The 25,605-nt window shown below is 65.5% G+C and carries 25 protein-coding genes and 1 riboswitch; of the genes, 7 read left to right on the forward strand and 18 right to left on the reverse strand.

Annotated features, from left to right (window positions below; all coding sequences use genetic code 11):
- Positions 1-117 precede the first annotated feature (117 nt).
- Genes VZC37_RS11350 through VZC37_RS11405 form a run of 12 tightly spaced genes read right to left on the reverse strand, consistent with a single transcriptional unit; the run spans position 118 to position 10,929 of the window.
- A complete protein-coding gene (locus tag VZC37_RS11350) occupies positions 118-888 on the reverse strand; it encodes an SDR family NAD(P)-dependent oxidoreductase (RefSeq protein WP_330432611.1) in 771 nt (256 codons plus the stop codon).
- 60 nt (positions 889-948) lie between these two features.
- Positions 949-1,317 carry a nuclear transport factor 2 family protein gene (locus VZC37_RS11355; RefSeq protein WP_330432612.1) on the reverse strand — a complete coding sequence of 123 codons (369 nt, stop codon included), beginning with the start codon at positions 1,315-1,317 and terminating at the stop codon, positions 949-951.
- On the reverse strand, positions 1,314-2,210 hold the full coding sequence (locus VZC37_RS11360; protein ID WP_330432613.1) for a sugar phosphate isomerase/epimerase family protein: 897 nt from the start codon (positions 2,208-2,210) through the stop codon (positions 1,314-1,316). Before VZC37_RS11360 ends, VZC37_RS11355 begins: the two co-directional genes overlap by 4 nt.
- On the reverse strand, positions 2,207-3,301 hold the full coding sequence (locus VZC37_RS11365; RefSeq protein ID WP_330432614.1) for a zinc-dependent alcohol dehydrogenase: 1,095 nt from the start codon (positions 3,299-3,301) through the stop codon (positions 2,207-2,209). The genes VZC37_RS11360 and VZC37_RS11365 overlap by 4 nt, the downstream gene beginning before the upstream one ends.
- Positions 3,298-4,356 (reverse strand): maleylacetate reductase, encoded by a 1,059-nt coding sequence (locus VZC37_RS11370; RefSeq protein ID WP_330432615.1) that lies wholly within the window; start codon positions 4,354-4,356, stop codon positions 3,298-3,300. Before VZC37_RS11370 ends, VZC37_RS11365 begins: the two co-directional genes overlap by 4 nt.
- The gene (locus tag VZC37_RS11375) at positions 4,356-5,222 is read right to left on the reverse strand and encodes a dioxygenase family protein (protein WP_330433125.1); all 867 of its coding nucleotides are present in this window, start codon (positions 5,220-5,222) and stop codon (positions 4,356-4,358) included. The genes VZC37_RS11370 and VZC37_RS11375 overlap by 1 nt, the downstream gene beginning before the upstream one ends.
- A gap of 11 nt (positions 5,223-5,233) precedes the next feature.
- Positions 5,234-5,647 carry a nuclear transport factor 2 family protein gene (locus tag VZC37_RS11380; RefSeq protein WP_330432616.1) on the reverse strand — a complete coding sequence of 138 codons (414 nt, stop codon included), beginning with the start codon at positions 5,645-5,647 and terminating at the stop codon, positions 5,234-5,236.
- A 32-nt stretch (positions 5,648-5,679) separates the two neighbouring features.
- Positions 5,680-6,459, reverse strand: a complete 780-nt coding sequence (locus VZC37_RS11385; protein WP_330432617.1) for an SDR family NAD(P)-dependent oxidoreductase — start codon at positions 6,457-6,459, stop codon at positions 5,680-5,682.
- A gap of 7 nt (positions 6,460-6,466) precedes the next feature.
- Entirely contained in the window at positions 6,467-7,465 is a 999-nt protein-coding gene (locus VZC37_RS11390; protein WP_330432618.1) for a sugar ABC transporter substrate-binding protein, read from the reverse strand.
- Positions 7,452-8,444 (reverse strand): ABC transporter permease, encoded by a 993-nt coding sequence (locus VZC37_RS11395; protein WP_330433126.1) that lies wholly within the window; start codon positions 8,442-8,444, stop codon positions 7,452-7,454. The genes VZC37_RS11390 and VZC37_RS11395 overlap by 14 nt, the downstream gene beginning before the upstream one ends.
- A gap of 5 nt (positions 8,445-8,449) precedes the next feature.
- The gene (locus tag VZC37_RS11400; RefSeq protein WP_330432619.1) at positions 8,450-9,469 is read right to left on the reverse strand and encodes an ABC transporter permease; all 1,020 of its coding nucleotides are present in this window, start codon (positions 9,467-9,469) and stop codon (positions 8,450-8,452) included.
- Positions 9,466-10,929, reverse strand: a complete 1,464-nt coding sequence (locus tag VZC37_RS11405; protein WP_330433127.1) for a sugar ABC transporter ATP-binding protein — start codon at positions 10,927-10,929, stop codon at positions 9,466-9,468. Before VZC37_RS11405 ends, VZC37_RS11400 begins: the two co-directional genes overlap by 4 nt.
- A gap of 284 nt (positions 10,930-11,213) precedes the next feature.
- Between VZC37_RS11405 and VZC37_RS11410 the strand changes: the two genes are divergently transcribed.
- On the forward strand, positions 11,214-12,284 hold the full coding sequence (locus tag VZC37_RS11410) for a LacI family DNA-binding transcriptional regulator (protein ID WP_330432620.1): 1,071 nt from the start codon (positions 11,214-11,216) through the stop codon (positions 12,282-12,284).
- Positions 12,285-12,383: 99 nt separating this feature from the next.
- Here VZC37_RS11410 and VZC37_RS11415 read toward each other — a convergent pair whose 3' ends face one another.
- The 3 genes from VZC37_RS11415 to VZC37_RS11425 form a co-directional block, all read right to left on the reverse strand.
- Positions 12,384-13,115: a GntR family transcriptional regulator gene (locus VZC37_RS11415; RefSeq protein WP_330433128.1), complete on the reverse strand. Its 732-nt coding sequence runs from the start codon at positions 13,113-13,115 to the stop codon at positions 12,384-12,386.
- A 74-nt stretch (positions 13,116-13,189) separates the two neighbouring features.
- Positions 13,190-14,569, reverse strand: coding sequence for a chloride channel protein (locus VZC37_RS11420; protein ID WP_330432621.1), 1,380 nt, complete (start codon positions 14,567-14,569; stop codon positions 13,190-13,192).
- Positions 14,570-14,653: 84 nt separating this feature from the next.
- The gene (locus VZC37_RS11425) at positions 14,654-15,676 is read right to left on the reverse strand and encodes a LacI family DNA-binding transcriptional regulator (RefSeq protein ID WP_330432622.1); all 1,023 of its coding nucleotides are present in this window, start codon (positions 15,674-15,676) and stop codon (positions 14,654-14,656) included.
- Positions 15,677-15,815: 139 nt separating this feature from the next.
- Between VZC37_RS11425 and VZC37_RS11430 the strand changes: the two genes are divergently transcribed.
- The 6 genes from VZC37_RS11430 (at position 15,816) to VZC37_RS11455 (ending at position 22,365) form a co-directional block, all read left to right on the forward strand.
- Positions 15,816-17,009, forward strand: coding sequence for a phytanoyl-CoA dioxygenase family protein (locus VZC37_RS11430; RefSeq protein ID WP_330432623.1), 1,194 nt, complete (start codon positions 15,816-15,818; stop codon positions 17,007-17,009).
- 24 nt (positions 17,010-17,033) lie between these two features.
- Positions 17,034-17,828 (forward strand): SDR family oxidoreductase, encoded by a 795-nt coding sequence (locus VZC37_RS11435; protein ID WP_330432624.1) that lies wholly within the window; start codon positions 17,034-17,036, stop codon positions 17,826-17,828.
- Positions 17,828-18,868 carry a Gfo/Idh/MocA family protein gene (locus VZC37_RS11440; protein ID WP_330432625.1) on the forward strand — a complete coding sequence of 347 codons (1,041 nt, stop codon included), beginning with the start codon at positions 17,828-17,830 and terminating at the stop codon, positions 18,866-18,868. The genes VZC37_RS11435 and VZC37_RS11440 overlap by 1 nt, the downstream gene beginning before the upstream one ends.
- Before the next feature lie 63 nt (positions 18,869-18,931).
- The gene (locus tag VZC37_RS11445; RefSeq protein ID WP_330432626.1) at positions 18,932-19,822 is read left to right on the forward strand and encodes a sugar phosphate isomerase/epimerase family protein; all 891 of its coding nucleotides are present in this window, start codon (positions 18,932-18,934) and stop codon (positions 19,820-19,822) included.
- Complete coding sequence (locus VZC37_RS11450; protein ID WP_330432627.1) at positions 19,819-20,817, forward strand: Gfo/Idh/MocA family protein; 999 nt, start codon at positions 19,819-19,821, stop codon at positions 20,815-20,817. Before VZC37_RS11445 ends, VZC37_RS11450 begins: the two co-directional genes overlap by 4 nt.
- Before the next feature lie 58 nt (positions 20,818-20,875).
- Positions 20,876-20,956, forward strand: a riboswitch (ZMP/ZTP riboswitch).
- 26 nt (positions 20,957-20,982) lie between these two features.
- Positions 20,983-22,365, forward strand: a complete 1,383-nt coding sequence (locus VZC37_RS11455) for an NAD(P)/FAD-dependent oxidoreductase (protein ID WP_330432628.1) — start codon at positions 20,983-20,985, stop codon at positions 22,363-22,365.
- A 60-nt stretch (positions 22,366-22,425) separates the two neighbouring features.
- On the opposite strand, the gene VZC37_RS11460 is transcribed toward VZC37_RS11455, so the two are convergent.
- The 3 genes from VZC37_RS11460 to VZC37_RS11470 all read right to left on the reverse strand — a co-directional run bounded on the left by VZC37_RS11460 (position 22,426) and on the right by VZC37_RS11470 (position 25,597).
- Positions 22,426-23,574 (reverse strand): LacI family DNA-binding transcriptional regulator, encoded by a 1,149-nt coding sequence (locus VZC37_RS11460; RefSeq protein WP_330432629.1) that lies wholly within the window; start codon positions 23,572-23,574, stop codon positions 22,426-22,428.
- Positions 23,575-23,717: 143 nt separating this feature from the next.
- A complete protein-coding gene (locus VZC37_RS11465; RefSeq protein ID WP_330432630.1) occupies positions 23,718-24,530 on the reverse strand; it encodes an ATP-binding cassette domain-containing protein in 813 nt (270 codons plus the stop codon).
- A gap of 8 nt (positions 24,531-24,538) precedes the next feature.
- On the reverse strand, positions 24,539-25,597 hold the full coding sequence (locus VZC37_RS11470) for an ABC transporter permease (protein WP_330432631.1): 1,059 nt from the start codon (positions 25,595-25,597) through the stop codon (positions 24,539-24,541).
- Positions 25,598-25,605 lie beyond the last annotated feature (8 nt).

Raw genomic sequence — 25,605 nt, forward strand, 5'->3', positions numbered from 1 at the left:
GATGCGTACGTGGTGCGGGCGCTGGCGCACATTTAGTTGCACGCGCCTGCTATATCGTTTCATAGCGCAATAGAGGGCGCAAGCAACTACTTTGCGACTGCGGCCACGCAGGCGCCGTCAGACGATGCTGCCGATCGAGCCGCCGTCGACTCCGTAAACACTCGACGTGACATACGACGCGAGGTCAGACGCAAGGAACACCACGACATTCGCCACTTCGTGAGGCTGGCCGATCCGGGCGAGGGGTAGAGCTCGAGACCGCATCTCGGCCTCGATCGATTCGTCGCGCGAAACCTGATGAATGGCCGCGAAGGTATCTGCCAGCCCTCCGGGCATAGACCACATCGGGGACATCGTCGCACCGGCCGCCACGGCGTTGACCCGGATATACGGTCCCTCGGACTTTGCGAGCGACGTGGTGAACGAGAGGATCGCCGCTTTCGAGGCCGCGTAGTCCGGTCCACCAACAATCGGTTGACGGCCCAGGTCCGAAGCGTTGTTGACGATAACCCCCGACTTCGCCTCTCGCATGCGCGGCAACAGGTGGGTGGCGGCACGCACCTGACTGAGAAAGTTCAACTGCAGGGTGTCGACCCAATCCTGATCTGTCAGTGTGTCGAACAGACCGAGGCTTCCCGCACCCACGTTGTTGAACAACACATCGACGTGGCCGTCGTAGGGCGCAAGGGCCTCGTCGATACCGGTGGTGACGCCTTCCGATGTCGCGAGATCAGCGACCGCAAAACTCATCGACGCGCCGAGTTCATCGGCGAGTTTCTCCAGTCCCGCCGCATCTCGGTCGACGACGGCGAGCTTAGCGCCTTCGGCTGCGAACGCACGCGCGCTCGCAGCGCCGATACCCGAGGCGCCGCCGGTGATGACGACCACCTTGCCGCCGAGTCCTGTCTCCATGATGAGACCCTTCTTTCCTAGATTGGTAGAGCCCGATCAGATCGGGGTTGGTTGGTAGGCCAGCAGCTTCCACTCGCCGTCGAGTACCTTCCACACGGCGAGGCACCGGTTACGAAGTACCTTCTCGACGCCCCCTGCGGTGATCGCCGCGTTCATCTCTCCGACCACCAGTGCGACGTCGCCGACGATGCGGATGAAGTCAATCGGATGATCGACCTGGTGGTAGACGTAGAATCCCTTGCTGCACTTGTCCATATAGGACTCGAGCGTGTCCGTGGCACCATTGGAGTGCGTGTAGACCAAACTCGGATGGGCGAGCGCCGCGAACGAATCGAAGTCGCCTGAGGTGATCGCGTCATATCGCCGGTCCTCCAAGGACCGGATCAGCATGTCGGTCGTCGTCATGCGAGATTCTTCTCTGCTGCGCTGAGGACATCCCGGGTGGCCGCCGCGGTGCGCTGCACCGCTTGCTCGACTGGCAGCCGACGTTGCGCCTCGGCGATGATCTCCACGCCCCAATGTCCCTTCCAGCCGGCGCGAACCATTTCCTCGACGAAGCGGACCGTGTCGAGTTGGCCCTCGCCGGGGTTCTGCCGACGATCGCATGTGTCATCCCACAGGGTGCCAACCGGTTCGGCAGGGGCGTCGTCCAGTTCCACGACGAAGACATGCTCCATCGGAAGAATCTCCGGGAGGCGGCCGAAATCCGTTCCGCCGCGGGCCACATGCCAGGTATCCACGACCAGTCCCCCGTGCCGGTTGCCGACCGTGCGGATGAAGTCGGAGCCAGCGTCGATGGTCGTGATGTTCGACATCGGCATCGGCTCCAGAGCGACCCTGACGCCGTGGCTTCCCGCCACATCTGCGAGTACGTCGAACTTCTCGGCGAACACGTCCAGCGACACACTGCCGGTGGTGGCCCCGAAGGACTGCAACTCCGCGCCCGTCTTGACCGTGCGGGCACCGAGGATCGCCGCGGCCTCGAACAACTCGTCACGCACCCGGTCCGACTCTCGCTTCACCTCACCGTCGGCCCACCAGTTGGTGATGAACTCGAGTTCGACGATCGTGATGTCGTTGGCGTCGAGTATTTCCTTGAGTTTGGGTAGGCCGATACCAGCACCGATGGTCGTGAGGTCCGCGTGCACAAGGCCCACTCCCTGCCAGCCGGCCTCTGCCACGGCTTCGATGCGCCGACCTATCTCCACCGGGCTGGTCTCGTCACCACGCGCGGGAGCTGCGTCGCCCGCCCATGTCCAGCATGTGGCCAGGATGTCCTTGTTGATGGTGGTTTTCATGGAGCGCTCTCCTCGAGTTCGGCGGAAATCGCACGCGCAGGATCGGGATCGTCCGGCGCGAGCATGACTTTCACATGGGTGGTGGTGTCTTGGGCGGCGGCCAGCGCTTCGACTCCCCGCGACAGCGGGAAGACCTCCGACACGATGGCGGACAGGTCGATACGGCTGTTGCGCACATGACGAATCGCCGCCGGCCAGACCGCGGCGGGCGCACCGACCGATGTCCGGACCACAAGGCCGCGTTCCTGAATCAGGCCGAGTCGAGCGGGTACGGCCTGCGGGCGGGAGACCCCCATGAGGATGACGCGGCCAAGATTGGCGGCGCCCTCGAGGGCGTTCGCCTGCGCGTAGGCGTTTCCTGATGCCTCCACGACGAGATCGGCATCGGGACGACCATCGACCGCGGCGGCCAAGTCGGGGACCTCCCCGACGAGCGGGTCGATAGCACCTACCGCACCGAGGTCGAGCGCCCGTTGGCGACGGAGGGGGCTCGGGTCGAACACGATCACCTGTGCGCCCGCGTGACGGCACTGCATGAGGGTGGTGAGCCCGATCGCGCCGAGACCGTGGACGTGCACGGTGTCGGCGGCGCTGACGCCGCCGGCCGTGGTCAACGCCTGCAACACGCACGCGAACGGCTCGATCACCGCGGCACTCAGCATTGACGTGACGTCCGGGACATGAAAACACATAGCCGCAGGTACGGTGAACACCTCAGCCGCAGCCCCGTCGTGAGTGACTCCGAACCAATCGTTCCCGCCCAGATGACCATGTCCCAGGACACGGTCACCCCGACGAAAACCCGTGACGTGCTCACCGACCGCCTCGACCACTCCGGACCATTCGTGACCCAACGAATGGGGGTAATTGATCCGAAAGGTGTCGGGCAGACGCCCGTGCAGGATCTCCGCGTCGGTGCCGCAGATCCCGACGAACGCCAGACGCACGCGCAGATCGACGGGGCCGATGGGTGCAGGAGCCTGCCGATGGACGAAGGGTTTCACCGTCATCTGGTCACGGCCAACGCTGAGCGTCATGACGCCGGTGTCCGCAACCTCTTCGTCGAGCGTCGACGCTTCCACGCTGCTCATTCGGGCTCGCTCCCGCAGAACGCCGCCTCGAGCAGCCCGACGAGGTCGGACTCGGTGACCGGGCGCGGATTGCTGTAGGGCGCGTCTACCGCTTGACGGACCACCTCGTCGATGCCGTCTTCGGGCATCCCGATCGCTGCGAGCGACGGCGGCACATCCAGCGATCGTTCCAGCTTGCGCACGGCAGTGGCAGGCGAATCGCTCCCGGTCGCCTTCTCCATGGCCCGCAGCGCATCCGGTGACGACTGTAGGTTGAATGCCATCACGTACGGCAACACGATCGCATGCGTCTCGGCGTGCGGGAGGTCGAAAGTGCCTCCGAGAATATGGCAGAGCTTGTGGTGTAACCCCATGGTGGTGGCGCCGAGGACGGCCCCACACAACCACGCCGCGTACAACGCGTCCGAGCGTCCGGTGGCATCGGCCGGGTCGCCGGCGATTCTGGGAAGCGCCTTCAGCATCTTCGCGACCCCCTCGGCCGCCATCAGCGAGAGGACCGGCGACGCGTCGGGGGCGTACAACGCCTCGACTGCGTGAGCGACTGCGTTGAGTCCACTGGTCACCGAGATGCCAACCGGCAGACCAACGGTCAACGTGGGGTCGTACACCACCGATCGCGGTAGGACGCGCAGGTTGCGGCCCGTTCTCTTGACCGACTCCTCTGTCATTCCCCAGATGGGGGTCATCTCCGAACCCGCGTACGTGGTAGGAACCGCGATGATCGGGAGATCCGAGTCGAGCGCGATCGCCTTACCGAGCCCGGTTGTCGAACCCCCTCCGGCGCAGATCAGTGCGTCCGCCCCGACGCGGGCAGCGTGCTCGCGTGCCGCGGTCACGGTGGCCACCGGGACGTGCATGGCCGCGTGCGGATACACGCCGGCCCCTGCTCTCCCTAGAAGGCCATTGACCTGTTCGCCCAGGTCGGCTTGTTGCGGTGTGGTCAGGACAAGTGCGGTCGACGCACCCAGCGCCCCCAGTTCGGCCGGGAGTTCCTCGAGCGAGTTGTCACCGAAACGAACTCGCATCGGTAAGGCTTCGTACAGAAAGTGATCCATCAGGTGTCGTCACCGCTTTCGTCGTGCAATGTGATGTCGATCTGCGCTTCGACGAACGGTTCGACGAGACCGCACGGATTGTCGGTGCCGGCCGGCCGAGGAGTGAAGTCGCGCACGAGTGAGCTCTTCACCGCGAACACCGCATCGCTACCCAGGTACCGGCTGTGCTCGACGAAAATGTGAGTGGTCAGCTCGCGGAATCCCGGTGCACCGACGATGAAGTGGATATGCGCGGGACGGTACGCGTGGCGGCCTGTAGCGGCGAGCAGTTCCCCGACCGGCCCGTCGGTGGGGATCGGGTAGTGCGAGGGCACGACAGACTGAAAGTGGAACCGACCGTTCTCGTCAGCTGTGAACAGGCCACGCCCGTTTCCTTGCTGCTGGGATTCGGGCTGCTGCACGTCGTAGAAGCCCTCCGCGTCCGCTTGCCACACGTCGATGACCGCGGATGGCACTGGAACGCCCTGCTCGTCGCGGATGGTGCCGTGAACGACGCATTTCTGGCCGCTACTGTCGGGCGAGATGTTCTCGCCCAGAGCTCGTCTCGGCGAATCGATCATATGGAAAGGGCCGAGGACGGTGGAGTCGGTGGCTTCGGGAGTCTCGATGTCGTTGAGTGTCTCGACCAGCATCGACACTCCCAAGACATCAGAGAGCAGGATGAACTCCTGCCGCACGTCGTCGCATTTCTGACCCGTGCGGGTCAGGAAGTCGATCGCGGTCTCCCATTCCTCCAAACTGAGGTTGACGTCGACGACGAAGTCGTGGAGGTGCCGGGTCAGACTCTCAAGGACATGTTTGAGCCGCGGGTTCTCGGTGTCGGCGAAGCTGTCGACAACGGCCTGAGCCAGGGAATCCGGGCGCATGAGGTCAGTGGTCACGTTGCACCTCCAGTCGGCTGCGGCCGTGGGGTGGGCTGGTAGGCCAGCAGCAGCCAAAGCCCATTCTCGCGGACCCAGACGGCAATACAGGTGTTGTCGATGTTTTTCCTCCGGCCCCCGACGGTCAACTCGGCGCGCATTTCCCCGATGACCACCGCGGTGTCTCCGGAGATCACCACATCGGCGATCGGGTGCTCGATCGAGTGATAGTCGAGGGCACCGCTGACGAGCTTGGCGAGATATTCGTCAAGGGTGTCGCGTCGGCCGTCCGAGTGGGCGTATGTCAGGGCTGGGTGGGCAATCCGCCGGAAGGCGTCCTCGTCCGCGGCGATCGCCGCTGTGTATCGATCGTTCTCGGCGGCCACGAGACTGGTGATGTCGGCGTCACTGCTGTTGAGGGTGCTGGTCACGGGTGTCTCCTGAGTTCGAGGTGCCGGGGTGATCACGCGGAGGAGCCTTCCGCCCCGGTACGAAAGTCGAATCCGGTCGTGAGCCCACCGTCCGCGATCACCGTCGTTCCGAGCAGCGCCGACGATGCCGGGCTGAGAAGGAACAGCGCGGCACGCGCCACCTCGTCGACACCGGTGATCCGGCCGCGGGGTTGGCGGGCCTCGCGCGTAGCGAGGAACCTGCCGGGATCATCTGCAGAGGCCAGGTGGCGTTCGAAGAGTCCAGCACGCATCGGCCCCGGGGCGAGCACATTGAACTGGACGTCGGTGCTGGCGTAATCGAGTGCCACGGTGCGCATTGCGGCACTCATCGCCGCCTTGCTGGAGGCGTAGGCGGCAAGCTGCTGTTCACCGAAGTCAGCATCGATGCTGCTGACTGCGACGACTGCGGCGTGTGGTGCCTGCACCATGACGGGCAGCAACGCACGCAGGGCGAGGACGTTCCCCAGGACGTTCACCTCCCAGCTGTCGCGCCAGGTGGCCAAGTCTTCGTCGAGGAGGGTCCCGACCCTCAAGACGGCGGCCGAGCCGACGTAGCCGATGCTGCCGGACGGGTCGAGAGCGCTACGCACCTTTTCCCACGTTTCGGCTTCACTCACGCTGCCCTGAACATGCTGATACTTGTCGTGCGCCTCGTGGTCGGGGGCGTTGAGATCCACTCCGATCACGGTGGAGCCGCAGCGAAGCAACTGTGTGCTGATCTCGTTTCCAAGGCCGCTGGCGGTTCCGCTGACGACCACGGTGTCAGGCAGGTCGATGGTCCAGAATGTCACGGGGTGCTCACTTTCCGACCGCTTGGTCGCATGTGTTGATATTGGATTCGGTGACCGGCCGTGGATCGAGATATTGCACGTTCTCGACCTCTTGTCCGGCCAGGATGTTCTCAGCGGCGCGAGCCGCGAGATCTGCATCTTCGATCGGGCTCTGCAAGACCGTCGCGTACTGGCTGCCGGCCTTGATGTTGGTGTAGCCCTCGATCGAGCAGTTGTGCCCGACCATCACCAGCTTCGACGGGTCGATGCCCTGGCGCTTCGCGGCGACCAACGCACCAGCCATCATGTTGTCGGCCTCGGAGTACATGCCTTTGATGTCGTCGCCGCGAGTCTGGGTGAACAGGGTCGCCGACGCTGACGTCGCGATTGTTTGGTCCCAGTTTCCCGGCTGGCTGCCGACCACCTTGATTCCGGGGGCCAGCTTGGCCAGTTCGTCCTCGAATCCCTTGAGGCGGTCGATGGTCGGTGGGGCGCCCGGCGGCCCCACGAGAGCCACGATGTTTCCGGAATCGCCGTAGCCCTTGGCCTGGAATCCCCCGACCAAGGCACGGGCGGCGGCCCGTCCGTTCGCGATGTCGTCGGGTCCGGTGTACGCCGTCCACAGACTGGTGTCCTCTGTCTGCGGGTACGAATTGGTGACCACCACCGGAATACCGGACCTCTTGATGCGGACCAGGGACGGGATAATGGCACGGGAGTCGGCCGGCCACACCACGATGGCATCCGGTTCGGTGCTGATCGCCTGTGTCACCTGCTGCGCCTGCTCTGCTGCATTGAACTCGTTCACGACCACTCGCAGATCGATTCCGGCGTCGGCCATCGCTGCTTTGAAGGTGTCGGTGTGTTTCGCGCAGTAGTCGCAGGTCTGCGAGACCGTCAGCAGGACGACCTGCTTACGCTCATTCTGTGCGGCACCAGCATCCTGGCTGCAGCCCACCACAATCGCGGCGACGAGCGCGAGGCACCCCAGTGCCAGTACAGACCGACTTCGCTTAAGTAGTTGCATGATGAACCTTTTCGATCTTGGTGGAGACTTGTTCCAGTGCGCGCCCGACCAGCCGGTCCAGTGGCACATCGAGAAGAAGAATGGCCAGAAGGATCACACCGGAGACGAGTTGGACTGCGGCCGTGGGGGCTCCGTGGTAACTCATGGCGTTGCCCAGGACAGCGAGGAGCAGCGCGCCGGCCACTACACCACTGAGCCGACCTTTGCCGCCACTCAGTGCGACGCCGCCAATGATCGCCGCGGTGACCGTTTGAAGGAGGAAGTTGAGATTGCTGCCGGGCTGGCCTGCGGCCAGCGACAGCGCCTGCAGCGACCCGGCCACACCTGCGAGCACGGCACTCATGATGAACACGGTGACCATGGCGCGGCCGGTCGGCAGGCCGGAGAATCGAGCTCGATTGATATCGCTGCCGACAGCCCGAACGGTCATGCCGAACCAGGTGCGGCTCATCACGAGCATGACGGCGGCGATCAACACCAGCGCGACCAGGCTCCGTGGGGAGAAGATGCCGCCTACCGGACTGTCGAGCCACAGACCGAATTGATAGTTGGGCATGGTCACCACGTCACCGCCGGTGACCCAGTACCCCAAACCGGTTGTCATGACCAGTGTCCCGACAGTGACGGCGAGCGAGGGAACCGCAAACCGCCACGTCAGATATCCGTTGAGGACTCCGACAGATGCCGCGACGATCAACGCGACGATGATGCCGACCGCGATACCGGCGCTCTGACCCACCTTGACGGTGATGAGACCGGCCAGCGGCATCACGCCCGCGATCGATAGATCGAACTCACCGGCGATCATGACCACCGCAAGACCTCCTGCCACCAATGCGAGTGTCGAGAAGCTCTGCACAAGGGCGAAGATGTTGCCCGGGTTGGTGTATCCGGGTGTGACAGCGATAGCGACGATCAGCGCGAGCAGCGCGGCGCCGAGCGCAATCCAAGTTCGGACGTTCCAATAGGTATTGACCATGAGGGTCACCGCTTTCCGGCAGCTGCAGACTTCGTGGTGGCTCCGGTGACGACGACCGCGATGAGCACCAGGATGCCCTGGAAGATGAGTTGGTCTTCATACGAAAGACCCATGAGGACAAGCATGTTGGCGAGCAGGCCGACCAGAAGGGCGCCGACTGCCGCGTTCATGGGGTTGCCACGCCCGCCTTTGACACTGATCCCGCCGACCACCACAGCGATGATGGCGTCGAATCCGTAGCTGGCACCCAGGGTCAGATTGCCCTGCCCCGATTCAGATGCGAGTAGCGCACCGGCCAGTGCGGCAAGGGTGCCCGATATCACGAAAGCCGAGAGGACTCGCGGCCAAGCGCGGAGTCCCGCAACCGCTGAGGCCCTTTCGTTCAGGCCGATCAGTGTGATGCCGCGACCGATCGTCGTATAGCGATGGAGTACGGCGGAGAGGCCCGCCACCGCAACGAAGATCACCACCTCGAGTGGGATCGCGCCGAAGATCATCGAGGCAAATACCGACGAGTCGCCTTGACCGATGACGTTGAGTCCGCCGGTGACCAGTTGGGCGACACCCAGAATGATCGCCGCGGCCGCGATGGTTGTGACGATGGGATTGGTCTTCGCGACTCCGACGAGGACGCCTTGGACCACGCCCGTCAGCGCACCGAATACGAGAGACAGCCCCATGGCGGTCCACGGCCCGAGGTGAAGAGTCCCCGCAAATATGATCGCCGACGTGGCGACCACCGCACTGAGCGACAACGAGAACATCCGTCCCACGATGGTGATCATGCTCATTCCGACGGCGGCGATCCCAACCAGCGAGACCGACAAGAACAGTGCACGAAGGTTGTTAGCTGTGGCGAATCCGGAAACGAACAATGACGCAAGGACGAACAGAAGGACGGTGAACGCGACGATCACGGCCGGGCCGGTGAGGTTCGGCATCGAGACTCGCACTCGTGGTCGAGAGTCGACCTTGGCGGGACCGACACTCGCGGCTTTCGCCGGATTGAGTTGCGATGAGGTCATGCTGCTACTCCATGCAGGATTTCGGACAGCAGCGCGGCGTCGTCGACGCTCCTGATGGGACGATCGCCGACGACGCGACCACGAAACATTGTGATGACCCGATCTCCGAGCTCGCGAAGTTCGACGATGTCGCTCGAATAGACGATCACGGCCACGTTCTGGTGAGCCAGTGCCCTGATCACCTTGTAGATCTCGGCACGCGCCCCCACATCCACCCCTCGCGTCGGTTCGTTGAGTACCAGCACTCTGGGCGAGGTTGCCAACGCACGAGCGATGGCGATCTTCTGCTGGTTACCGCCGCTCAGTGCACCCACGGGCATGCCAACGCGCTCAGTGTCGAAAGCGACCAAACCTGCGTACTCTGTCGCGAGCCTTCGCTCGCGCCGCGCGCTCAGCAATCCGCGGCGTGACACCTTCTCCAATGCTCCGGAACTGATGTTTCCGGTCACTGATGAGTCCAAGAAGACTCCTTCGACGGTGCGGTCGGCGGACACGTAGGCAATGCCGTCCGCTTGAGAAGCGGGCCGTGAGTTCAGATGCACTTTCTCGCCATCGATGGCGACGGTGCCGGACGCAATGTTCACGAATCCCGCGAGCGCTCGAATCACTTGGTCCGCACCGGAACCGATCTGACCGAACACGGTCAGGACCTCACCTGCGCGGATCTCGAACGACACGTCGGTGAACTGATGCGCCGCGCTCAGACCGTGGACCCCGACCCGCCGGCGGTCGCTCACCGGCGGCAACCCACCAACCGGTTCCGCTGCAACGGAGGTGTGTTCGTGACCGAGCATCATAGTCACGACTTCGTTCATGGTGAAGTTCGCCGTTGGCGCGGACGCGACGACCGTACCGGACCGCATGATCGTGATGCGATCGGCGAGCGCGAACACCTCGCCCAATCGGTGGGTGATGTACACGATTCCGTGTCCCTGCTCCACGAGATTGCGGACGACTCCGTGAACGCGCTCGATCTCGATATCGGACAGGGTGGCCGTAGGCTCGTCGAGAATCAAAACCTTGGCGTCGGCGTACAGCCCACGCGCGATCTCCAGCAACTGTCGTTGAGCGAGCGGGAGCGCTTCGACCGGCATATCAAGATCGAGATCGCCAAGACCTGCCGACTCAAGCGCCGATCGGAGACCCGGCTCGAGTGCTCGATGGTCAACGAAGACCCGGCGGTTCTCGAAACGGCTGATCTCCATGTTCTCGCGCACCGACATCTCCGGCACCACGGACAGTTCTTGAAACACCATGGCCACATCGAGTTCTTGGCCGCGCGAACCGACCAACTCACCTTCGTCGGCCGAATGAACACCTGCGATGACTTTCATCAGCGTGCTCTTGCCCGCCCCGTTCTCACCGAGCAACGCGTGCACCTCGCCCGCGTAGAAATCGATCGAGACATTCTCGAGGGCCCTGGTGCCGCCGAAGGTCTTGCTGATCCCTTTCACCTGCATCAACGGGGCACTGTCGACCACTGTCCGTGACACATCTATCTCCTGACTTCGAGGTGTGCGCCGCATCACTTGCAAGCGCTCGCATACAGAGTGGCAATGCAAGCGCTTGCTGTCAAGTCCCGACCCGCTGCGCATTTGGCTTAGCGAACAACCTGGGCCAATGCCATTCGAAGAGACAACACCATCGAAAACCGACGGAACGACTGCATGCGCTCGCAATCCTCTTGCATGTCTCATATGCTGGGTGACGAACGAAAGTGACACCGACAACATGGAGGAGTTTCATGCGCGCACGACTGGAGGACGTCGCCAGACTTGCCAACGTCCATCCCGCCACGGTGTCGCGCGCGCTCAACGAACGCACCCGAAACCTGGTCAGTCAGGAGACGCTCGATCGCGTCCGGAAAGCCGCCGAAGAGCTGAACTACCTACCCAACAGCGTCGCACGAAGCTTGGCGTCAGCGCGAAGCTACTCGATCGGAGTGATCATCGGCGATCTCGCGGTCCCACTCTTCGCCCAAATGCTCCGAGGAATCGACGACATCGCTTCTGCCGCAGGCTACTCAACGCTCATCGTGGACACCAACAACGACCGCGAGCGCGAGATCACCCATCTTCGTAATCTCGAGGCCCGCAGGGTCGATGGCCTCATCGTCACCACTTCGACCGTGGGCGATCCGGACGGCTCGAGTCGCTTCACCAAGGTGGCGCCGGTCGTGAACCTCCTGCGCGCATCGGAACTCGCTTCCGAACCGGAGGTGATCAGCAATGACGATCTCGGGATGCACCAGATCATCGATCACCTTGTTGAATTGGGCCATTCGCGCATCGGGCTGATCGCCGGGCCGCCCATGGTCAGCACCGCCAAAGCACGCGTACGCGGTTACCGGGCCGCGTTGCTGGATCACAACGTGCCAGTGGATGAAGATCTCGTAGTCGCCGTCGACCACATCGATGCCGCGCAGGGTCGAAAGGCTGCCGGACACCTGATCGAGACCACTGACTGCACAGCAATCGTCGGATTCAACGACCTTGTCACTTTTGGAGTGCTCAAAGAGCTCCGCGAGCGCAACATCGATTGCCCCCGCGGGATAAGCGTCGTCGGATACAGCGACGTCCCGACCGCCGACTTGGTCTATCCACCCCTCACGACCGTCGCCGTCGACCACTACGCAATGGGAGCAGAAGCGGCACGCATGTTGCTGAGAGTTCTCGACGAACCCGAGCACAGGTCAGCGCCCTCCGTGCAGTTCCCTGCCCGGTTGGTCATCCGCGAATCCACAGGGCCACGCAACATCGGCTCACGTCCTCCGATCGCCGCCCGACATCCCTCCGAATCCCCCGGTCCGGATTAGCCCTCTGCGTTGGCCGCGACACCGTGACGACTTGCCTGGTCGAACGTAGGTCGCCACCACGCATGCACTCCCGCCGACCACACCGCACCGTGAATCGACTCAGCGATCCACCACCGTCGTCTCGAAGAAATACCGATCCGCGCGATACGCGTGCCGACCGACCTCCACGACCTTGCCGGCGTCATCGAACGCGGTGCGCTGCATGGTCAACAACGGCGCGCCCGGCTCGTCACCCAGCAGTGCGGCTTCCTCTTCGTCGGCTGCTCGTGCACCGATACGCTGACGGGCCAGCCGGATGTGCACACCGCGGCTGCGCAGCCCCTTGTACAGACCACCGTCCTCGAGTTCGCCTGCGGGCGGGCAGATCTCGGCGGGCAGGTGATTGATCATCAGTGCCAGCGGTTCACCGCCGGCGCGGCGCAGGCGCTTCACCGTGACCGCCTCCGCGCCGACCGGCAGACCCAGTTCGATGCGCAGTTCGTCGTCGGGGGTACCGATGCGGTACTCCAGCAGCTGGGTGGTGGGATGCATTCCGGCCGTCGACAGGTCGTCGTAGAGGCTGGTGAGTTCCACGGAACGGTGGACCGGGTTCTGCACCACCTGGGTGCCCACCCCGCGCTTGCGCACCACGACACCCTTGTCGACGAGTTCCTGAATCGCCTGACGGATGGTGGGACGAGACAGCTTGAGCCGGCCGGCCAGGTCGAGTTCGTTCTCCAGCCGGTCGCCCGGCGCGAGATCGCCGCGGACGATCGCAGCCTCGATGGCCTGTGCGAGCTGGTGGTAGAGCGGGACCGGAGTCGACCGGTCGAGCTCGACCGGAATCTGCATGATCTGGGCCGCCATCGTGTCAGTATGTCATAACAAAATGCGGTCGGCGTGGATTCGTCGGCTGCACCATCCGATCAGGAGACCGACTCGGCCACCGATCCGCCGGCGTCCCGGCGGCGCGACAGCGCAGCGGTCGTCAGCCACGCGGCGATGACGCCGAGCACCGCGGCCGGCACCGCATCGAGCCCGACCGAACCGGTCAACAACATGCTGAAGAGCAACGCGCTGAACACGAATCCGGTCCCGGCAGTCATTCCGGCGGCCGCCCCGACCGCCAGCGCCCAGGTGATCGAGCAGTCGAACAGCAAGCAGCCGATCGACGCGATCGCCACGCCGATGAAGATCGCCGGGAACACCGGACCACCACGGAATCCACAGCCCAGGCACACCGCATACGCGATCGCCTTGAACGCGATGATCACCACGAGCGCGCCCACGCCCGTCTCGGCCAGCACCATGGGGACCGCGCTCTGGCCGGAGAACAGGACGTCGTCGATGTCGGCGCCGAGAGCGCGGGCGGTCAACGCCAGCAGCCCCACCGCCAGGCCACCGAGCACGAGCAACCCGTAGCGGCGGCGCTTGTTCTTCGACGCCGCCCGGTCGACGAACTCGCCGGACTTCTTGACCTGGAACATGATCAGACTCGCCAGCACACCGACGACGATCGCCAGCAGCAGATCCACCACCCGGGTACCCACGTAGTCCGGCATCTCCGGGACCGCCATCGACATGACACCCAGGCCGCCCCAGTCACCGAGGCCGATGAAGACGACGTAGCCGACGGCAGCGGCCACCAGGCCGGGCAACAATGCGGGCAACAGCGCGGCACCGGCGGCGAGACCGGCCTCGAGCAGCAACAGGCCGGCCACGAGCGGCCCGCCGAACAACGCCGACACCGCCGAGAACGACCCCGCGGTCGCGAGCACCCGTTGTCCCTGCTCGGGGATGCGGACGAACGGGACCACGACCATGCCGACGGCCGAGCCGAGCGCGATGAGCGGCGCTTCGGGGCCGAGCACCGCGCCGAACGCGAGCGTGCCCAGTGCGGCCAGTGCGATCCCGGGGGCGTACTGCCACGGGGTGGGGGTCACGCCGACGCCGTCGAGCGGTGAATGCCCGCCACCACCAGGCAGAAACGCGGTCGCGGCCGCCACCACGATGGCGCCGGCCAACGGGAGGCCGAGCACCAGGTACCAGGGCGCCTCGTCGGCACCGAGATGCCGCGGCAGCTCCGTCCACAGCAGCTCCTCGAGCCAGTGCACCAGGCCGAGGAATCCCCACGCCAGCAGGGCGGCCGGGATGCCGATGACGGCGCCGAGCCCGATCAGCTTCAGGTAGACGACGCCTTCGGCGCGGTCGGGGTGCAGCTCGGCGGTGGTGCTGGGGCGCATGCTGTCCGCGGACACCGCCGACTGGTCGGCATCGTGATGGTCCGCATCGTCGGTCGAGCTCATGCGGCTGTCCCCTTCCCCGAGCAGTTGTGCGGCCGACTCACTGTATCGGCGATGGCGGTCCCGGGCGGCGCTGCAGCCTCGTCGTCAGCCTGCGGGCAGGTTGTGGGGCGTGATCACCTGGATTCCCGACGTCGTCGGCCGCTGATCTCCCGGTAGCGCACCGTGATACCGCATCACCAGCTGCGCGATCTGGCGCATGTCCGCGCGCAGGTCGTGGTGCAGGACGGCGGTGAGGTGCCCACTGAGCAGCAGGGTGCGATTCGCGTCGCCGAGGTCGTGGCCGATGAAGACCTCGCAGGACCGGCCGGCGGCAGCGAACGCCTCGACGATGCCGCGGTTGCCGCCACCGATCGAGTACACCGCGCCCACCGACGGATTGGCGGCGAGAGCGCGTGCGGTCAGCGGGCCGCAGGTCTCATCGAGCCCGTCCGAGTCGGTGACCTCGATGATCCGGCGGTGCGGGTCGTAGGTTCGCATCGCCGACCGGAAACCCATCTCGCGTTCTTCCTCACCCCGGAACATGGCGCTGCTCGTGATGACCAGGACGTCGGTCTTCGTGTGCCGCAGCCATTGGCAGATGAGGTACGCGGCGGTGGCCCCCGCGGCACGGTTGTCCATCCCGACGTAGGCGATCCGGGTGCTCATCGGGACGTCGGTCACCAGGGTGATCACCGGAATCCGCGCGGCGGTGAGCCGACCGATCGCAGCGGCCACCTCCGGAGTGTCCGGTGCCTTGAGAACCACTCCGTGACTGCCTTGACGGGCGATCACGTCCAGTTGCGCGATCAGTTCGGCGGTGTCCCACGTCTCGCGGAGGTGGAACCGGGCACGCATCACCGCCGGACGCAGTCCCGGCAGCTCCTGCTCGAGCGCATCGCGCACCAGCCCGGAGAACTGACGCGGAGTCTCCATGACCAGGTCGATGAGGAACCGGCGACCCGAGAGACGCAGCTGGGTGCGCTGTCCGTCGAGGTCGGCGATCGCCTGTTCGACCTGCAGCACGGTGCCTTCACGAACGCCCGGGCGGCGGTGCAGGACGCGATCGACCGTCGCTTCGCTGACGCCGGCCTGGCGGGCGATCTCGCGCACCGGATAACGATGTGGCACAGCCCACTCCTGAGGGATTCTTGATGGAAATACGCTCTTGTCCAGACAATAGGATCTTGCCATTGTTGGTGACGTGATCGCGACGGAATCGCCCCTCCCGATCCGCCTCATCCACCTCGACCCGAGAGGAACGCACGCGATGACGATGCCCAGCGCGGAGCAGATCAGACCTGCGGGCGCACCCCGCGCGAATCGGATCACCGAAAGCGAATGCAGCCTCGACGACTTCATCATCGCGACCCGCCGGACCACCGACCTGGCCGACTATCCGCACGCCGTGCGCACCGAACGTGGTGTCCTCTTCTACGACGCCGCCGCGGTCACCGCGCCGACCGGAGACGCCCGGGCCGCACTCGCCGACGAGCTGGCCGACGCGCTGCTCAACGGACCGGGCATCGTCGTCTTCTCCGGTGCGTTCGACGACCGGCACGGCCTGGCCGAGTCCACCGACGTCTTCACCGAGATCATCGCCGATCAGCGTGCCGCCGGCGTCGCCAACGGCGATCATTTCGCGAAGCCCGGCGCCAACGACCGTATCTGGAACGCCCTGCAGAAGTTCGCCGAACGCTCACCGGAACTGTTCACCCGCTACTACGCCAACGACGTTCTCGCCCTGATCAGCGAGGCCTGGCTGGGGCCCTGGTATCAGGTGACGTCGGCGATCAACGTGGTCAACCCGGGCGGCGAGGCACAGAACCCGCACCGCGACTACCACCTCGGGTTCATGTCCACCGCGACCGCCGCAACGTTCCGTGCGCACATCCACCGCCTGTCCCCCGCACTGACACTGCAGGGCGCGGTCGCACACGTGGACATGCCGATCGAATCCGGCCCCACGATGTATCTGCCCTACTCGCAGACCTACGAGCAGGGGTATCTCGCCTTCAACCTGCCGGAGTTCCGCGAATACTTCGCCCAGAACTACGTTCAGCTGCCCCTACGGGCCGGCGACGCTGTGTTCTTCAACCCGGCGTTGTTCCACGCAGCCGGCCACAACACGTCGCCCGACATCAAGCGGATGGCGAACCTGCTGCAGATCTCGTCGGCCTTCGGACGCGCGATGGATGCCGTGGACCGCTCGGCCATCATGCGCCGGATCTACCCGTCGGTGCGCGAACTCGCTGCCGCCGGCCACACCCGCGCCGTCGCGAACGTGATCGCAGCCTCCGCCGAGGGCTACGCCTTCCCGAGCAACCTCGACCTGGACCAGCCGTTGACCGGACTGACCGGCGAGTCGCAGGCCGAGCTGTTCGCACGGGCCGTCGCCGACGGCTTCGACCCGCAACGCTTCGACACCGAACTGTCCGCTCTGGACGCCCGACACATCGCGTGACCCTCGAGACAAGGACATCGCCTCATGGCTGATTATCCCCACGACGACCGACACCTGTTGGCAGGCAAGACCGTGTTGGTCAGTGGCGGCACCCAGGGCGTCGGAGCGGCGATCGTCCGCGCCGCCGTGCAGGCCGGCGCATCGGTCGCCTTCAGCGGTCGCAACGCCGAAATGGGTAAACAACTCGAATCCGAATTCGACAGCGCCCCAGTACGATTCGTGCAGGCCGACCTCACCGATCCGCGGGCGGCGACCGACACGGTCGCGGCGACCATCGCCGAGTTCGGTCGGATCGACTGCCTGGTGAATGCCGCGGGCACGACCTCACGCGGCACTCTGCTCGACACCACACCTGAGCTGTTCGACAGTCACGTCGCCGTCAATCTGCGAGCGCCCTTCTTCACCATGCAGGCCGCGGTGGCCGACATGATCGGCCGCAAGGCCCCGGGCAGCATCGTCAACATCATCACGATGTCGTCGCACGGCGGCCAGCCCTACCTCGCGCCATACGTGTCGTCGAAGGCCGGACTGATCGGACTGACCAAGAACGCCGCCCACGCGCATCGCTGGGACCGCGTCCGGATCAACGGACTCAACATCGGATGGACCGAGACCGACGGCGAGGCGGACATCCAGAAACGGTTCCACGGCGCCGACGACACCTGGATCGAGCAGGCAAACGCGTCGGTACCGATGGGCAAACTCGGCCAACCCGACGAGATCGCCGAGTTCGTCATCTTTCTGCTGTCCGATCGCAGCGGCGTGGTCACCGGATCGGTCATCGACTGGGACCAGATCGTGATGGGAGGTATCGACTGATGGGATTGACCGTAGGGGTCATCGGACTCGGGCGGATCGGCGGGTTCCACGCCGACACGTTGACGGCGTTGCCGATGGTCGACGAGATCGTGGTGACCGACGCGAACCCGGCAGCGATCGCCGCCACCACCGATCGGCTGGCATCGGCGCGCGCGGCGTCCGATGCCGACGCAATGCTGAACGCAGGCGTCGATGCCGTGGTCATCGCCAGCGCGACACCGACGCACGCCGCACTGATCGACAAGGCCGTGACAGCAGGTGTCCCTACCCTGTGCGAGAAGCCCATCGCGCTGTCGGTGAGCGACTCGGCCGCGGTCGTCGCCCGGGTCGGAGACGCCGACGTTCCGGTGACAATCGGCTACAACCGGCGCTTCGACCCCGCCATGGCGGCCGCCCGCTCAGCGGTGGCCGGCGGCGAACTGGGCTTCATCACCACGGTCCGTTCCACCACGCTGGACCCGGCCCCGCCACCCGCCGAGTACATCGCCGCATCGGGCGGCATCTTCCGCGACTGCGCGGTCCACGATTTCGACACCGTCCGTTGGCTTCTCGCAGACGAGGTGGTCGAGGTGTACGCCATGGGCAGCAATCAGGGCGATCCGTTCTTCGCCGACGTCGGCGATGTCGACTCCGCGTCTGTGCTGCTCCGCTTCGCCGGTGGCAGCACCGGCGTGGTGTCGGTGAGTCGATACAACGCACGCGGATACGACTGTCGGCTCGAGGTACACGGCAGCAAGGACTCCGTCGTCGCCGGCTGGGATCCCGGAACCCCGGTACGGAACCTGCAGCCCGACTGCGGTTTCCCGGCCTCGGCGCCACACGGATTCTTCATGGACCGCTTCGCGGCCGCCTACCGCGCCGAGCTCGCCGCATTCTGCGCGACAACGATCGACCCGACACCGACGACCTCGTCGGCGTGCACCGTGCACGATGCGCTCGAGGTGGCGCTGATCGCCGAGGCGGCCACCCGATCCGTCGCGACGCACCGACCCGTCACCGTCGACGAGATCAGAGATGCGCTCGTACCGAGCGCCCGATGACGCGGCCGGTTGCCCGCACCCGATTCAGACATTCCGCGAACACACAATGAGTAGGATTCTCCGATGAGCACCAACGACATCCGCATCGCCGCGGCGCCGATCTCCTGGGGCGTCTGCGAAGTCCCCGGCTGGGGACACCAGCTCAGTCCGGAACGGGTACTCGGTGAGATGCGCGAACTCGGCGTCACCGCGGCCGAGACCGGCCCCGAGGGCTTTCTGCCCACCTCCCCCGCCGAGCTTCGTGACACGCTGGCGACCTACGACCTGCGCTGCGTCGGATCGTTCGTGCCGGTGGTGCTGCACCGGCCCGACCACGACCCCGCACCGGCGGTCGAGGCCGTCCTCGACCGGCTGGAGACCTCCGGCGGCGACGTCCTCGTCCTCGCCGCGGCCACCGGTGTCGATGGCTACGACGCTCGGCCCGACCTTTCCGAAGACGAGTGGAACGCGTTGCTGGCCAACGTCGACCGACTCGATGAACTCGCCCGGCGCCGCGGCGTCACCGCTGCGCTGCACCCACACGTCGGCACGATGATCGAAAGGCGTGACGAGGTCTACCGCGTGCTGGAGAACTCGTCGATCGGGCTGTGCCTCGACACCGGGCATCTGCTGATCGGGGGCACCGATCCGCTCGAGGTGACCCGGGCGTACACCCATCGGATCACCCACGCCCACCTCAAGGACGTCAAGGTCGACCTCGCCGAGCAGGTGCAACGCGGCGAGATCACCTACACCGACGCCGTCGCACAGGGTATGTACGTGCCGCTCGGCGCCGGTGAGGCCAAGGTCGGCGAGGTCGTGTCGACATTGGTCGACGCCGGGTTCGACGGGTGGTACGTGCTCGAGCAGGACACCATCCTGGGTGACGAGGCCGACGGCGATGCCGCCGCCGGCAACGTCGCGGTGTCGATGTCGTTCCTGCGCAAGGCGGCACAGCGTCCGGTGCGGGCGTGAACGAACCGGTGCGACCGCTTCGGATCGGTGTCTTGGGCGCGTCCCGGATCGCCGAGTCGGCGATCGTGGGGCCCGCACGCGAACTCGGCCACCGACTGGTCGCCGTCGCCGCGCGCGACCGTGACCGGGCCGCCGGGTTCGCCGACAAGTACGGCGTCGAACGCGTCCACGACACCTACGACGACGTGATCGCCGACCCCGACGTCGACGTGATCTACAACCCCCTGGCCAACGCGTTGCACGGCCCGTGGAACCTCGCCGCGGTCCGGGCCGGCAAACCTGTCCTGTCGGAGAAACCGTTTGCCCGCAACGAGTCCGAGGCACGTGAGGTGGCCGCGGAGGCGCGTGCTGCCGGTGTGCCGGTCCTCGAAGGGTTTCACTATGTGTTCCATCCCCTGATGGCGCGAACCGCCGAGCTGCTCGACGCGGGCGCGATCGGTACGGTGCGGCACATCGAAGTGGTGATGGCCATGCCGTCGCCCGCAGCCACCGACCCGCGCTGGTCCTACGACCTCGCCGGCGGCGCACTGATGGATCTCGGATGCTACTCGCTGCACGTGTCCCGCGTGCTGGGTCGGTGGTGCGGCGGTCCGCCCGAGATCATCGGCGGCACAGCCGCTCTGCGCGACCCGCAGGTCGACGAGTCGTGCGTGCTGGACCTCGGCTACCCGAACGGCGCGCAGTGCCGCCACGCCGTGTCGATGGTGGCCGGCGAGTTTGTGTTCAGCCTGCAGATCGTGGGTGACGAGGGAAGTCTGTACCTGCACGACTACCTGGCGCCGAACCGGGACGACCGACTGACGATCGTGTCGTCGCGGGACGGCACAGTGCAGGTCGAGCGGCTGGGCACCCGGTCGACCTACACCTATCAGCTCGAGGCGTTCGCCGATGCCGTGCGCAACGGCACCGAACTGCCCATCGACCTCGACGACGCCGTGGAGAACATGCGCTACCTCGACGATGCGTACCGGTCGATCGGTCTGCACCCGAGGTGAGTGGACCGAGGGTCCCCGAGGAATATCCGGTCGCGCCGCGGCCGTTGCGTTCGGTAGCATCAAAAATCGCGACTGGCGTAGCCGGGATCGACCGGCGTGGAGCGAACTGAGTCAGACATCGACCGCCTGGGTGTCTGCGACAGTGAACGCTGGAGGACAGTTGCCATGAATTCCCGCACGCAGACCGGCATGAACGACGCCCGCCACCGGGTCGTCATCATCGGATCGGGCTTCGGCGGACTGACCGCCGCACGCCGGCTGGCGAAGGCCGACGTCGAAGTCACGGTGATCGCCCGCACCACCCATCACCTGTTCCAACCGCTGCTGTATCAGGTGGCCACCGGAGTCATCTCCGAGGGACAGATCGCTCCGCCGCTGCGGGTGATCCTGCGCAAGCAGGACAACGTTCGCGTGGTGCTCGGTGACGTGGAGTCCATCGATCTCGACGGTCACACCATCACCAGCCGGCTACTCGAGCGCGTCACCACCACGCCCTACGACAGCCTCATCGTGGCCGCGGGTGCCGATCAGTCCTACTTCGGCAACGACCGGTTCGCCGAGTTCGCCCCGGGCCTCAAGACCATCGACGACGCACTCGAGTTGCGTGGCCGTATTCTGGGCGCGTTCGAGCAGGCCGAACTGTCCACCGACCCCGAGGAGCGGGCGCGCCTGCTGACCTTCGTGGTGATCGGTGCCGGTGCCACCGGTGTGGAGATGGCCGGGCAGATCGCCGAGATGGCCAACCGCACACTGCGTGGCGCGTTCCGCAACATCGACTCGGCCGATGCCCGGGTGATCCTGCTCGACGCCGCGCCCACCGTGCTGCCGCCCTATGGCGGAAAGCTCAGCAAGCGGGCCACGGACCGGTTGGCGCGCAACGGCGTCGACATCCAGCTGGGTGCGATGGTCGTCGACATGGACTACCACGGTCTGGTGGTCACCGACGCCGACGGCACGCGTCGGCGCATCGAGAGCCAATGCAAGGTGTGGTCGGCCGGTGTGGCGGCCAGCCCGCTGGGACGCCAGTTGGCCGAGCAGAGCGGCGTCGAACTCGATCGGGCCGGCCGGGTGAAGGTGGGCCCCGACCTGACGGTGCCCAACCATCCCGAAGTCTTCGTCGTCGGCGACATGATGGCCGTCGACGGCGTCCCAGGGATGGCGCAGGGTGCGATCCAGGGCGCGAAGTACGCCGCCTCGGCGATCAAGGATGGCCTCAAGGGCACACCACCCGAGGCGCGGAAACCGTTCTCGTACTGGGACAAGGGCTCCATGGCCACCATCGCCCGGTTCAGTGCGGTGGCCAAGATCCCCGTCCCGGGCACATCACGCCACATCGAGCTCGCGGGTTTCCTGGCCTGGATCGGATGGCTGGTGCTGCACCTGGTCTACCTCGTGGGCTTCCGCAACCGGTTCACCACACTCGTCGACTGGTTCTTCGCGTTCACCAGCCGCAGCCGCACACAGTTGGCGGTCACCGAACAGCAGGTGTTCGCGCGCAACGCGATCGAGGAGCTCGAGGAACGCACCCGGCTCGACGACGCCGCCTGAACGGCTCCCGGGCGCGTCGCACGGTTCTTCCCCCGGGTTTCGTTTCCTGGGGAGGAACCCTCAGCGGGAGTCGCGTGCCCGGACCAGCTTGCCGGCCTCACGAGCCTTGATCGTCCACGTGTCGCACTGGTCGCCGGGCAGCGCGATGAAGATGGCGTCGATCTCGGGATCGTCGATGAGGTCTTCGTAGATGCCGTAGCTGACCATGATGCCGAGCCGGTCGGCGATCTCCCACGCCACCGAGGTCGAGGCACTGGCCACCACTTCGATGGGTCCCGACAGCACACCGGGCGTGCCGAGTTCGTGCACCAGGTGATCGTCGCATTCGTCGGCGAGCAGGCCCCACCGCAGGCGGTCGGGTTGTGCCCCGTCGGGTAGCGCGCCGGCGGGCGGCGCAGTCGTTCCGCGCACCATCAATTCGGGGTCCAAGGACAGCGCCCCGTAGAAACCACACCCACCGGTGTCCGGCCCGGCCGGCGCATCGCCGACCACGGCCGAGACTGCGTCGATGGCCGCCGACGCGAGGCCGGGCACGTCCTGGCGGACGGTGGTGAGGTTGAGATGTCCGAGGACCGCGTGCGGTCCGTCGTCATAGCCGACGACCGACATGTCCTGCGGCACCCGGACACCGCTGTGGCGCATGACGTCGATGAATCCGATCGCCATCCGGTCGTTGGCCAGGAACACCGCCGTCGGCAGATTCCCTTCGGCGAGCAGCCGTTCGGCGGCGAGCGCACCCGCTTCCTCGGTGTAGTCACCGACGAGGGTTCGGCATTCGTCGCGGTACCCGGCCGCCGCCATCGCGCCGAGATAACCCCGAAGACGCTCCGAGGCGCACGGATGATCGCCGCCCTCGACATGGGCGATTGCGGTGTGGCCCAGATCGATCAGATGCTGCACGGCCAACTGCGCGCCGCGCCATTCGTCGGTGCCCACGGTGACCGCGGTGAGCGATGGCAAGCGCTCACCCACCACCACGAGCGGAACCTCCGCCTCGAACCGGTCGCCGAACTCGGCCCCCACCACGATCACGGCGTCACAGCCCTGCTCAGCGAGGTCGGCGACGGCGCGCTCGCGAGTCCGCGACGGTGTGTGCAGCCCCAGCGTCAGCCGATATCCGAATCCGTCGGCCGCGGCGTAAAGCCGGTCGACGAGATCGGCTTCGAACGGACTCGACGCACCGAACACCACACCGACCAAGCGCGTCATCGTCGTACCTCTTTCTTGTTGCCCTACAAACTGTGTCACGACGTATCCCTGTGCCACAAAGTAGCCCTGTGTCACAACGTATCCCACGCGTGACCCGCCCGGCGACGAATCGACCGGGCGGGCGTCGCGGCGGATTCAGCGGCTCAGCGCCGTAGCTCGTGGCTCAGCGTGTCGAGTTCGTCGCCGCCGGCCATCTGCTGGGTCAGTTCCTCGAGGGTGATCTCGTCGTAGGAGCAGTCCAGCTTCTGGCGTCCGCGGTTCAGCAGGACGAAGTGGTCGCCCACCATGTGTGCGTGGTGCGGGTTGTGCGTGATGAACACGACTCCGAAACCCTGGTCCCGGGCCGCGTTGATGTACCGCAGCACGGTCCCCGACTGCTTGACTCCCAGCGCGGCGGTCGGCTCGTCGAGGATCAGCACTCGGGCGCCGAAGTAGATGGCCCGGGAGATCGCGACGCACTGGCGCTGACCACCCGACAACGAGCCGATCGGCGCATCCACATCGGGTAGGTCGATGCCCATCTTGTACAGCTCTTCCTTGGTGGTCGCCCGCATCGCCTGGATGTCCAGCATCCGGAAGGGCCCCTTGCGTAGCTCCTGGCCGAGGAAGAAGTTGCGCCACACCGGCATCAACCCGACCACCGCGAGGTCCTGGTAGACCGTCGCGATGCCCTTGCCGAGCGCATGCTTCGGCGATTCGAGATGGGTTTGCTCACCGTCGATGAGCAGGTCGCCCTCGGTCTGCTGATGCAGCCCGGCCATGATCTTGATCAGGGTGGACTTGCCTGCGCCGTTGTCACCGAGCACACAGGTGACCTCGCCGGCGTGCACGCGCAGGTTGATGCCCTTGAGCGCGATGATCGCACCGTAGGACTTGCCGACCTCGCGGAACTCGATCAGCGGCACCTTGCCGCCGTCCGCGTCGGACTCCGAACGGGTCTCGATTGCTGAACTCATCGTCCTCGTCACCTCTTCGCCGCGTAGTTGCGGAAGCTGTTGTTGGCGATGACCGCGAACAGCAGCATCGCTCCCATGAAGAACTTGAACCAGTCGGGATTCCAACCGGCGTACACGATGCCCTGGTTGACCATGCCGAAGATGAAGGCGCCGATCGCGGCGCCGACCGCCGTGCCGTAGCCGCCGGTCAGCAGACACCCACCGACCACCGCGGCGATGATGTAGAAGAACTCGTTGCCGACGCCCTGACCGGACTGCACCGTGTCGAACGCGAACAGCAGATGCATGCCCACGAACCAGGCGCAGAAGCCGACGAACATGAACATGCCGATCTTGACCCGCGTCACCGGGACACCCACGGCGCGTGCGGAGTCCTGGTTACCGCCGACGGCGAACACCCAGTTCCCCACCCGGGTCCGCATCAGAACCCACGTCGCGACAAGGGTGAACAGAATCCACCAGACGACGGTGATGCGGACCGAGACACCGAAGAGGGTGAACGACGACGCGAACACCTGCTGCGCGGAATCGAAACCCTGCATGTCGGAAATGGACGGCGTCGCCACCTGGCCGGTCACCAATTTCGTGACGGCCAGGTTGATGCCGGTCAGCATGAGGAACGTCGACAACGTGATGAGGAACGACGGGATCTTCGTCTTCATCACGAGGAAACCGTTGAAGAATCCGACGCCCAGCGCCAGGATCAACGCCAGGAACGCACCCAACCACACGTTGAGATGCAGGTTGTAGGCGAGCATCGAGGCGGCCAGCGACGAGAAGGTCACGGCGACGCCCGTCGACAAGTCGAACTCACCGCCGATCATCAAGACCGCGACACCGCACGCCATGATGCCGATCGTCGAGCTCGCGTACAGGACGGTCGCGAGCGCCTCTGGTGTCCGGAACGGCGGCGCGACGATCAGGAAGAAGACGAAGATCGCGATCGCACCGAACAGCGCACCGATCTCCGGCCGGAGCAGTAAGCGCTGCAACGGCTTCTGCCGTTTGAGTCGTTCATCTGTGACGACCTTGTGCGTGGACAGGTCGAGATCCGCTTGTGTACTCATGGTTGTCC

The sequence above is a fragment of the Gordonia sesuvii genome (assembly GCF_036350415.1).
In the GTDB taxonomy this organism is placed as follows: domain Bacteria; phylum Actinomycetota; class Actinomycetes; order Mycobacteriales; family Mycobacteriaceae; genus Gordonia; species Gordonia sesuvii.

Excerpts from the sequence above, each read along its gene's own strand:
- VZC37_RS11355 (WP_330432612.1), bottom strand. The coding sequence starts at position 1,317 with ATGACGACGACCGACATGCTGATCCGGTCCTTGGAGGACCGGCGATAT.
- VZC37_RS11360 (WP_330432613.1), bottom strand. The coding sequence starts at position 2,210 with ATGAAAACCACCATCAACAAGGACATCCTGGCCACATGCTGGACATGG.
- VZC37_RS11365 (WP_330432614.1), bottom strand. The coding sequence starts at position 3,301 with ATGAGCAGCGTGGAAGCGTCGACGCTCGACGAAGAGGTTGCGGACACC.
- VZC37_RS11370 (WP_330432615.1), bottom strand. The coding sequence starts at position 4,356 with ATGGATCACTTTCTGTACGAAGCCTTACCGATGCGAGTTCGTTTCGGT.
- VZC37_RS11375 (WP_330433125.1), bottom strand. The coding sequence starts at position 5,222 with ATGCGCCCGGATTCCCTGGCTCAGGCCGTTGTCGACAGCTTCGCCGAC.
- VZC37_RS11390 (WP_330432618.1), bottom strand. The coding sequence starts at position 7,465 with ATGCAACTACTTAAGCGAAGTCGGTCTGTACTGGCACTGGGGTGCCTC.
- VZC37_RS11395 (WP_330433126.1), bottom strand. The coding sequence starts at position 8,444 with ATGGTCAATACCTATTGGAACGTCCGAACTTGGATTGCGCTCGGCGCC.
- VZC37_RS11400 (WP_330432619.1), bottom strand. The coding sequence starts at position 9,469 with ATGACCTCATCGCAACTCAATCCGGCGAAAGCCGCGAGTGTCGGTCCC.
- VZC37_RS11405 (WP_330433127.1), bottom strand. The coding sequence starts at position 10,929 with ATGCAGGTGAAAGGGATCAGCAAGACCTTCGGCGGCACCAGGGCCCTC.
- VZC37_RS11410 (WP_330432620.1), top strand. The coding sequence starts at position 11,214 with ATGCGCGCACGACTGGAGGACGTCGCCAGACTTGCCAACGTCCATCCC.
- VZC37_RS11415 (WP_330433128.1), bottom strand. The coding sequence starts at position 13,115 with ATGCAGATTCCGGTCGAGCTCGACCGGTCGACTCCGGTCCCGCTCTAC.
- VZC37_RS11420 (WP_330432621.1), bottom strand. The coding sequence starts at position 14,569 with ATGAGCTCGACCGACGATGCGGACCATCACGATGCCGACCAGTCGGCG.
- VZC37_RS11430 (WP_330432623.1), top strand. The coding sequence starts at position 15,816 with ATGACGATGCCCAGCGCGGAGCAGATCAGACCTGCGGGCGCACCCCGC.
- VZC37_RS11435 (WP_330432624.1), top strand. The coding sequence starts at position 17,034 with ATGGCTGATTATCCCCACGACGACCGACACCTGTTGGCAGGCAAGACC.
- VZC37_RS11440 (WP_330432625.1), top strand. The coding sequence starts at position 17,828 with ATGGGATTGACCGTAGGGGTCATCGGACTCGGGCGGATCGGCGGGTTC.
- VZC37_RS11445 (WP_330432626.1), top strand. The coding sequence starts at position 18,932 with ATGAGCACCAACGACATCCGCATCGCCGCGGCGCCGATCTCCTGGGGC.
- VZC37_RS11455 (WP_330432628.1), top strand. The coding sequence starts at position 20,983 with ATGAATTCCCGCACGCAGACCGGCATGAACGACGCCCGCCACCGGGTC.
- VZC37_RS11460 (WP_330432629.1), bottom strand. The coding sequence starts at position 23,574 with ATGACGCGCTTGGTCGGTGTGGTGTTCGGTGCGTCGAGTCCGTTCGAA.
- VZC37_RS11465 (WP_330432630.1), bottom strand. The coding sequence starts at position 24,530 with ATGAGTTCAGCAATCGAGACCCGTTCGGAGTCCGACGCGGACGGCGGC.
- VZC37_RS11470 (WP_330432631.1), bottom strand. The coding sequence starts at position 25,597 with ATGAGTACACAAGCGGATCTCGACCTGTCCACGCACAAGGTCGTCACA.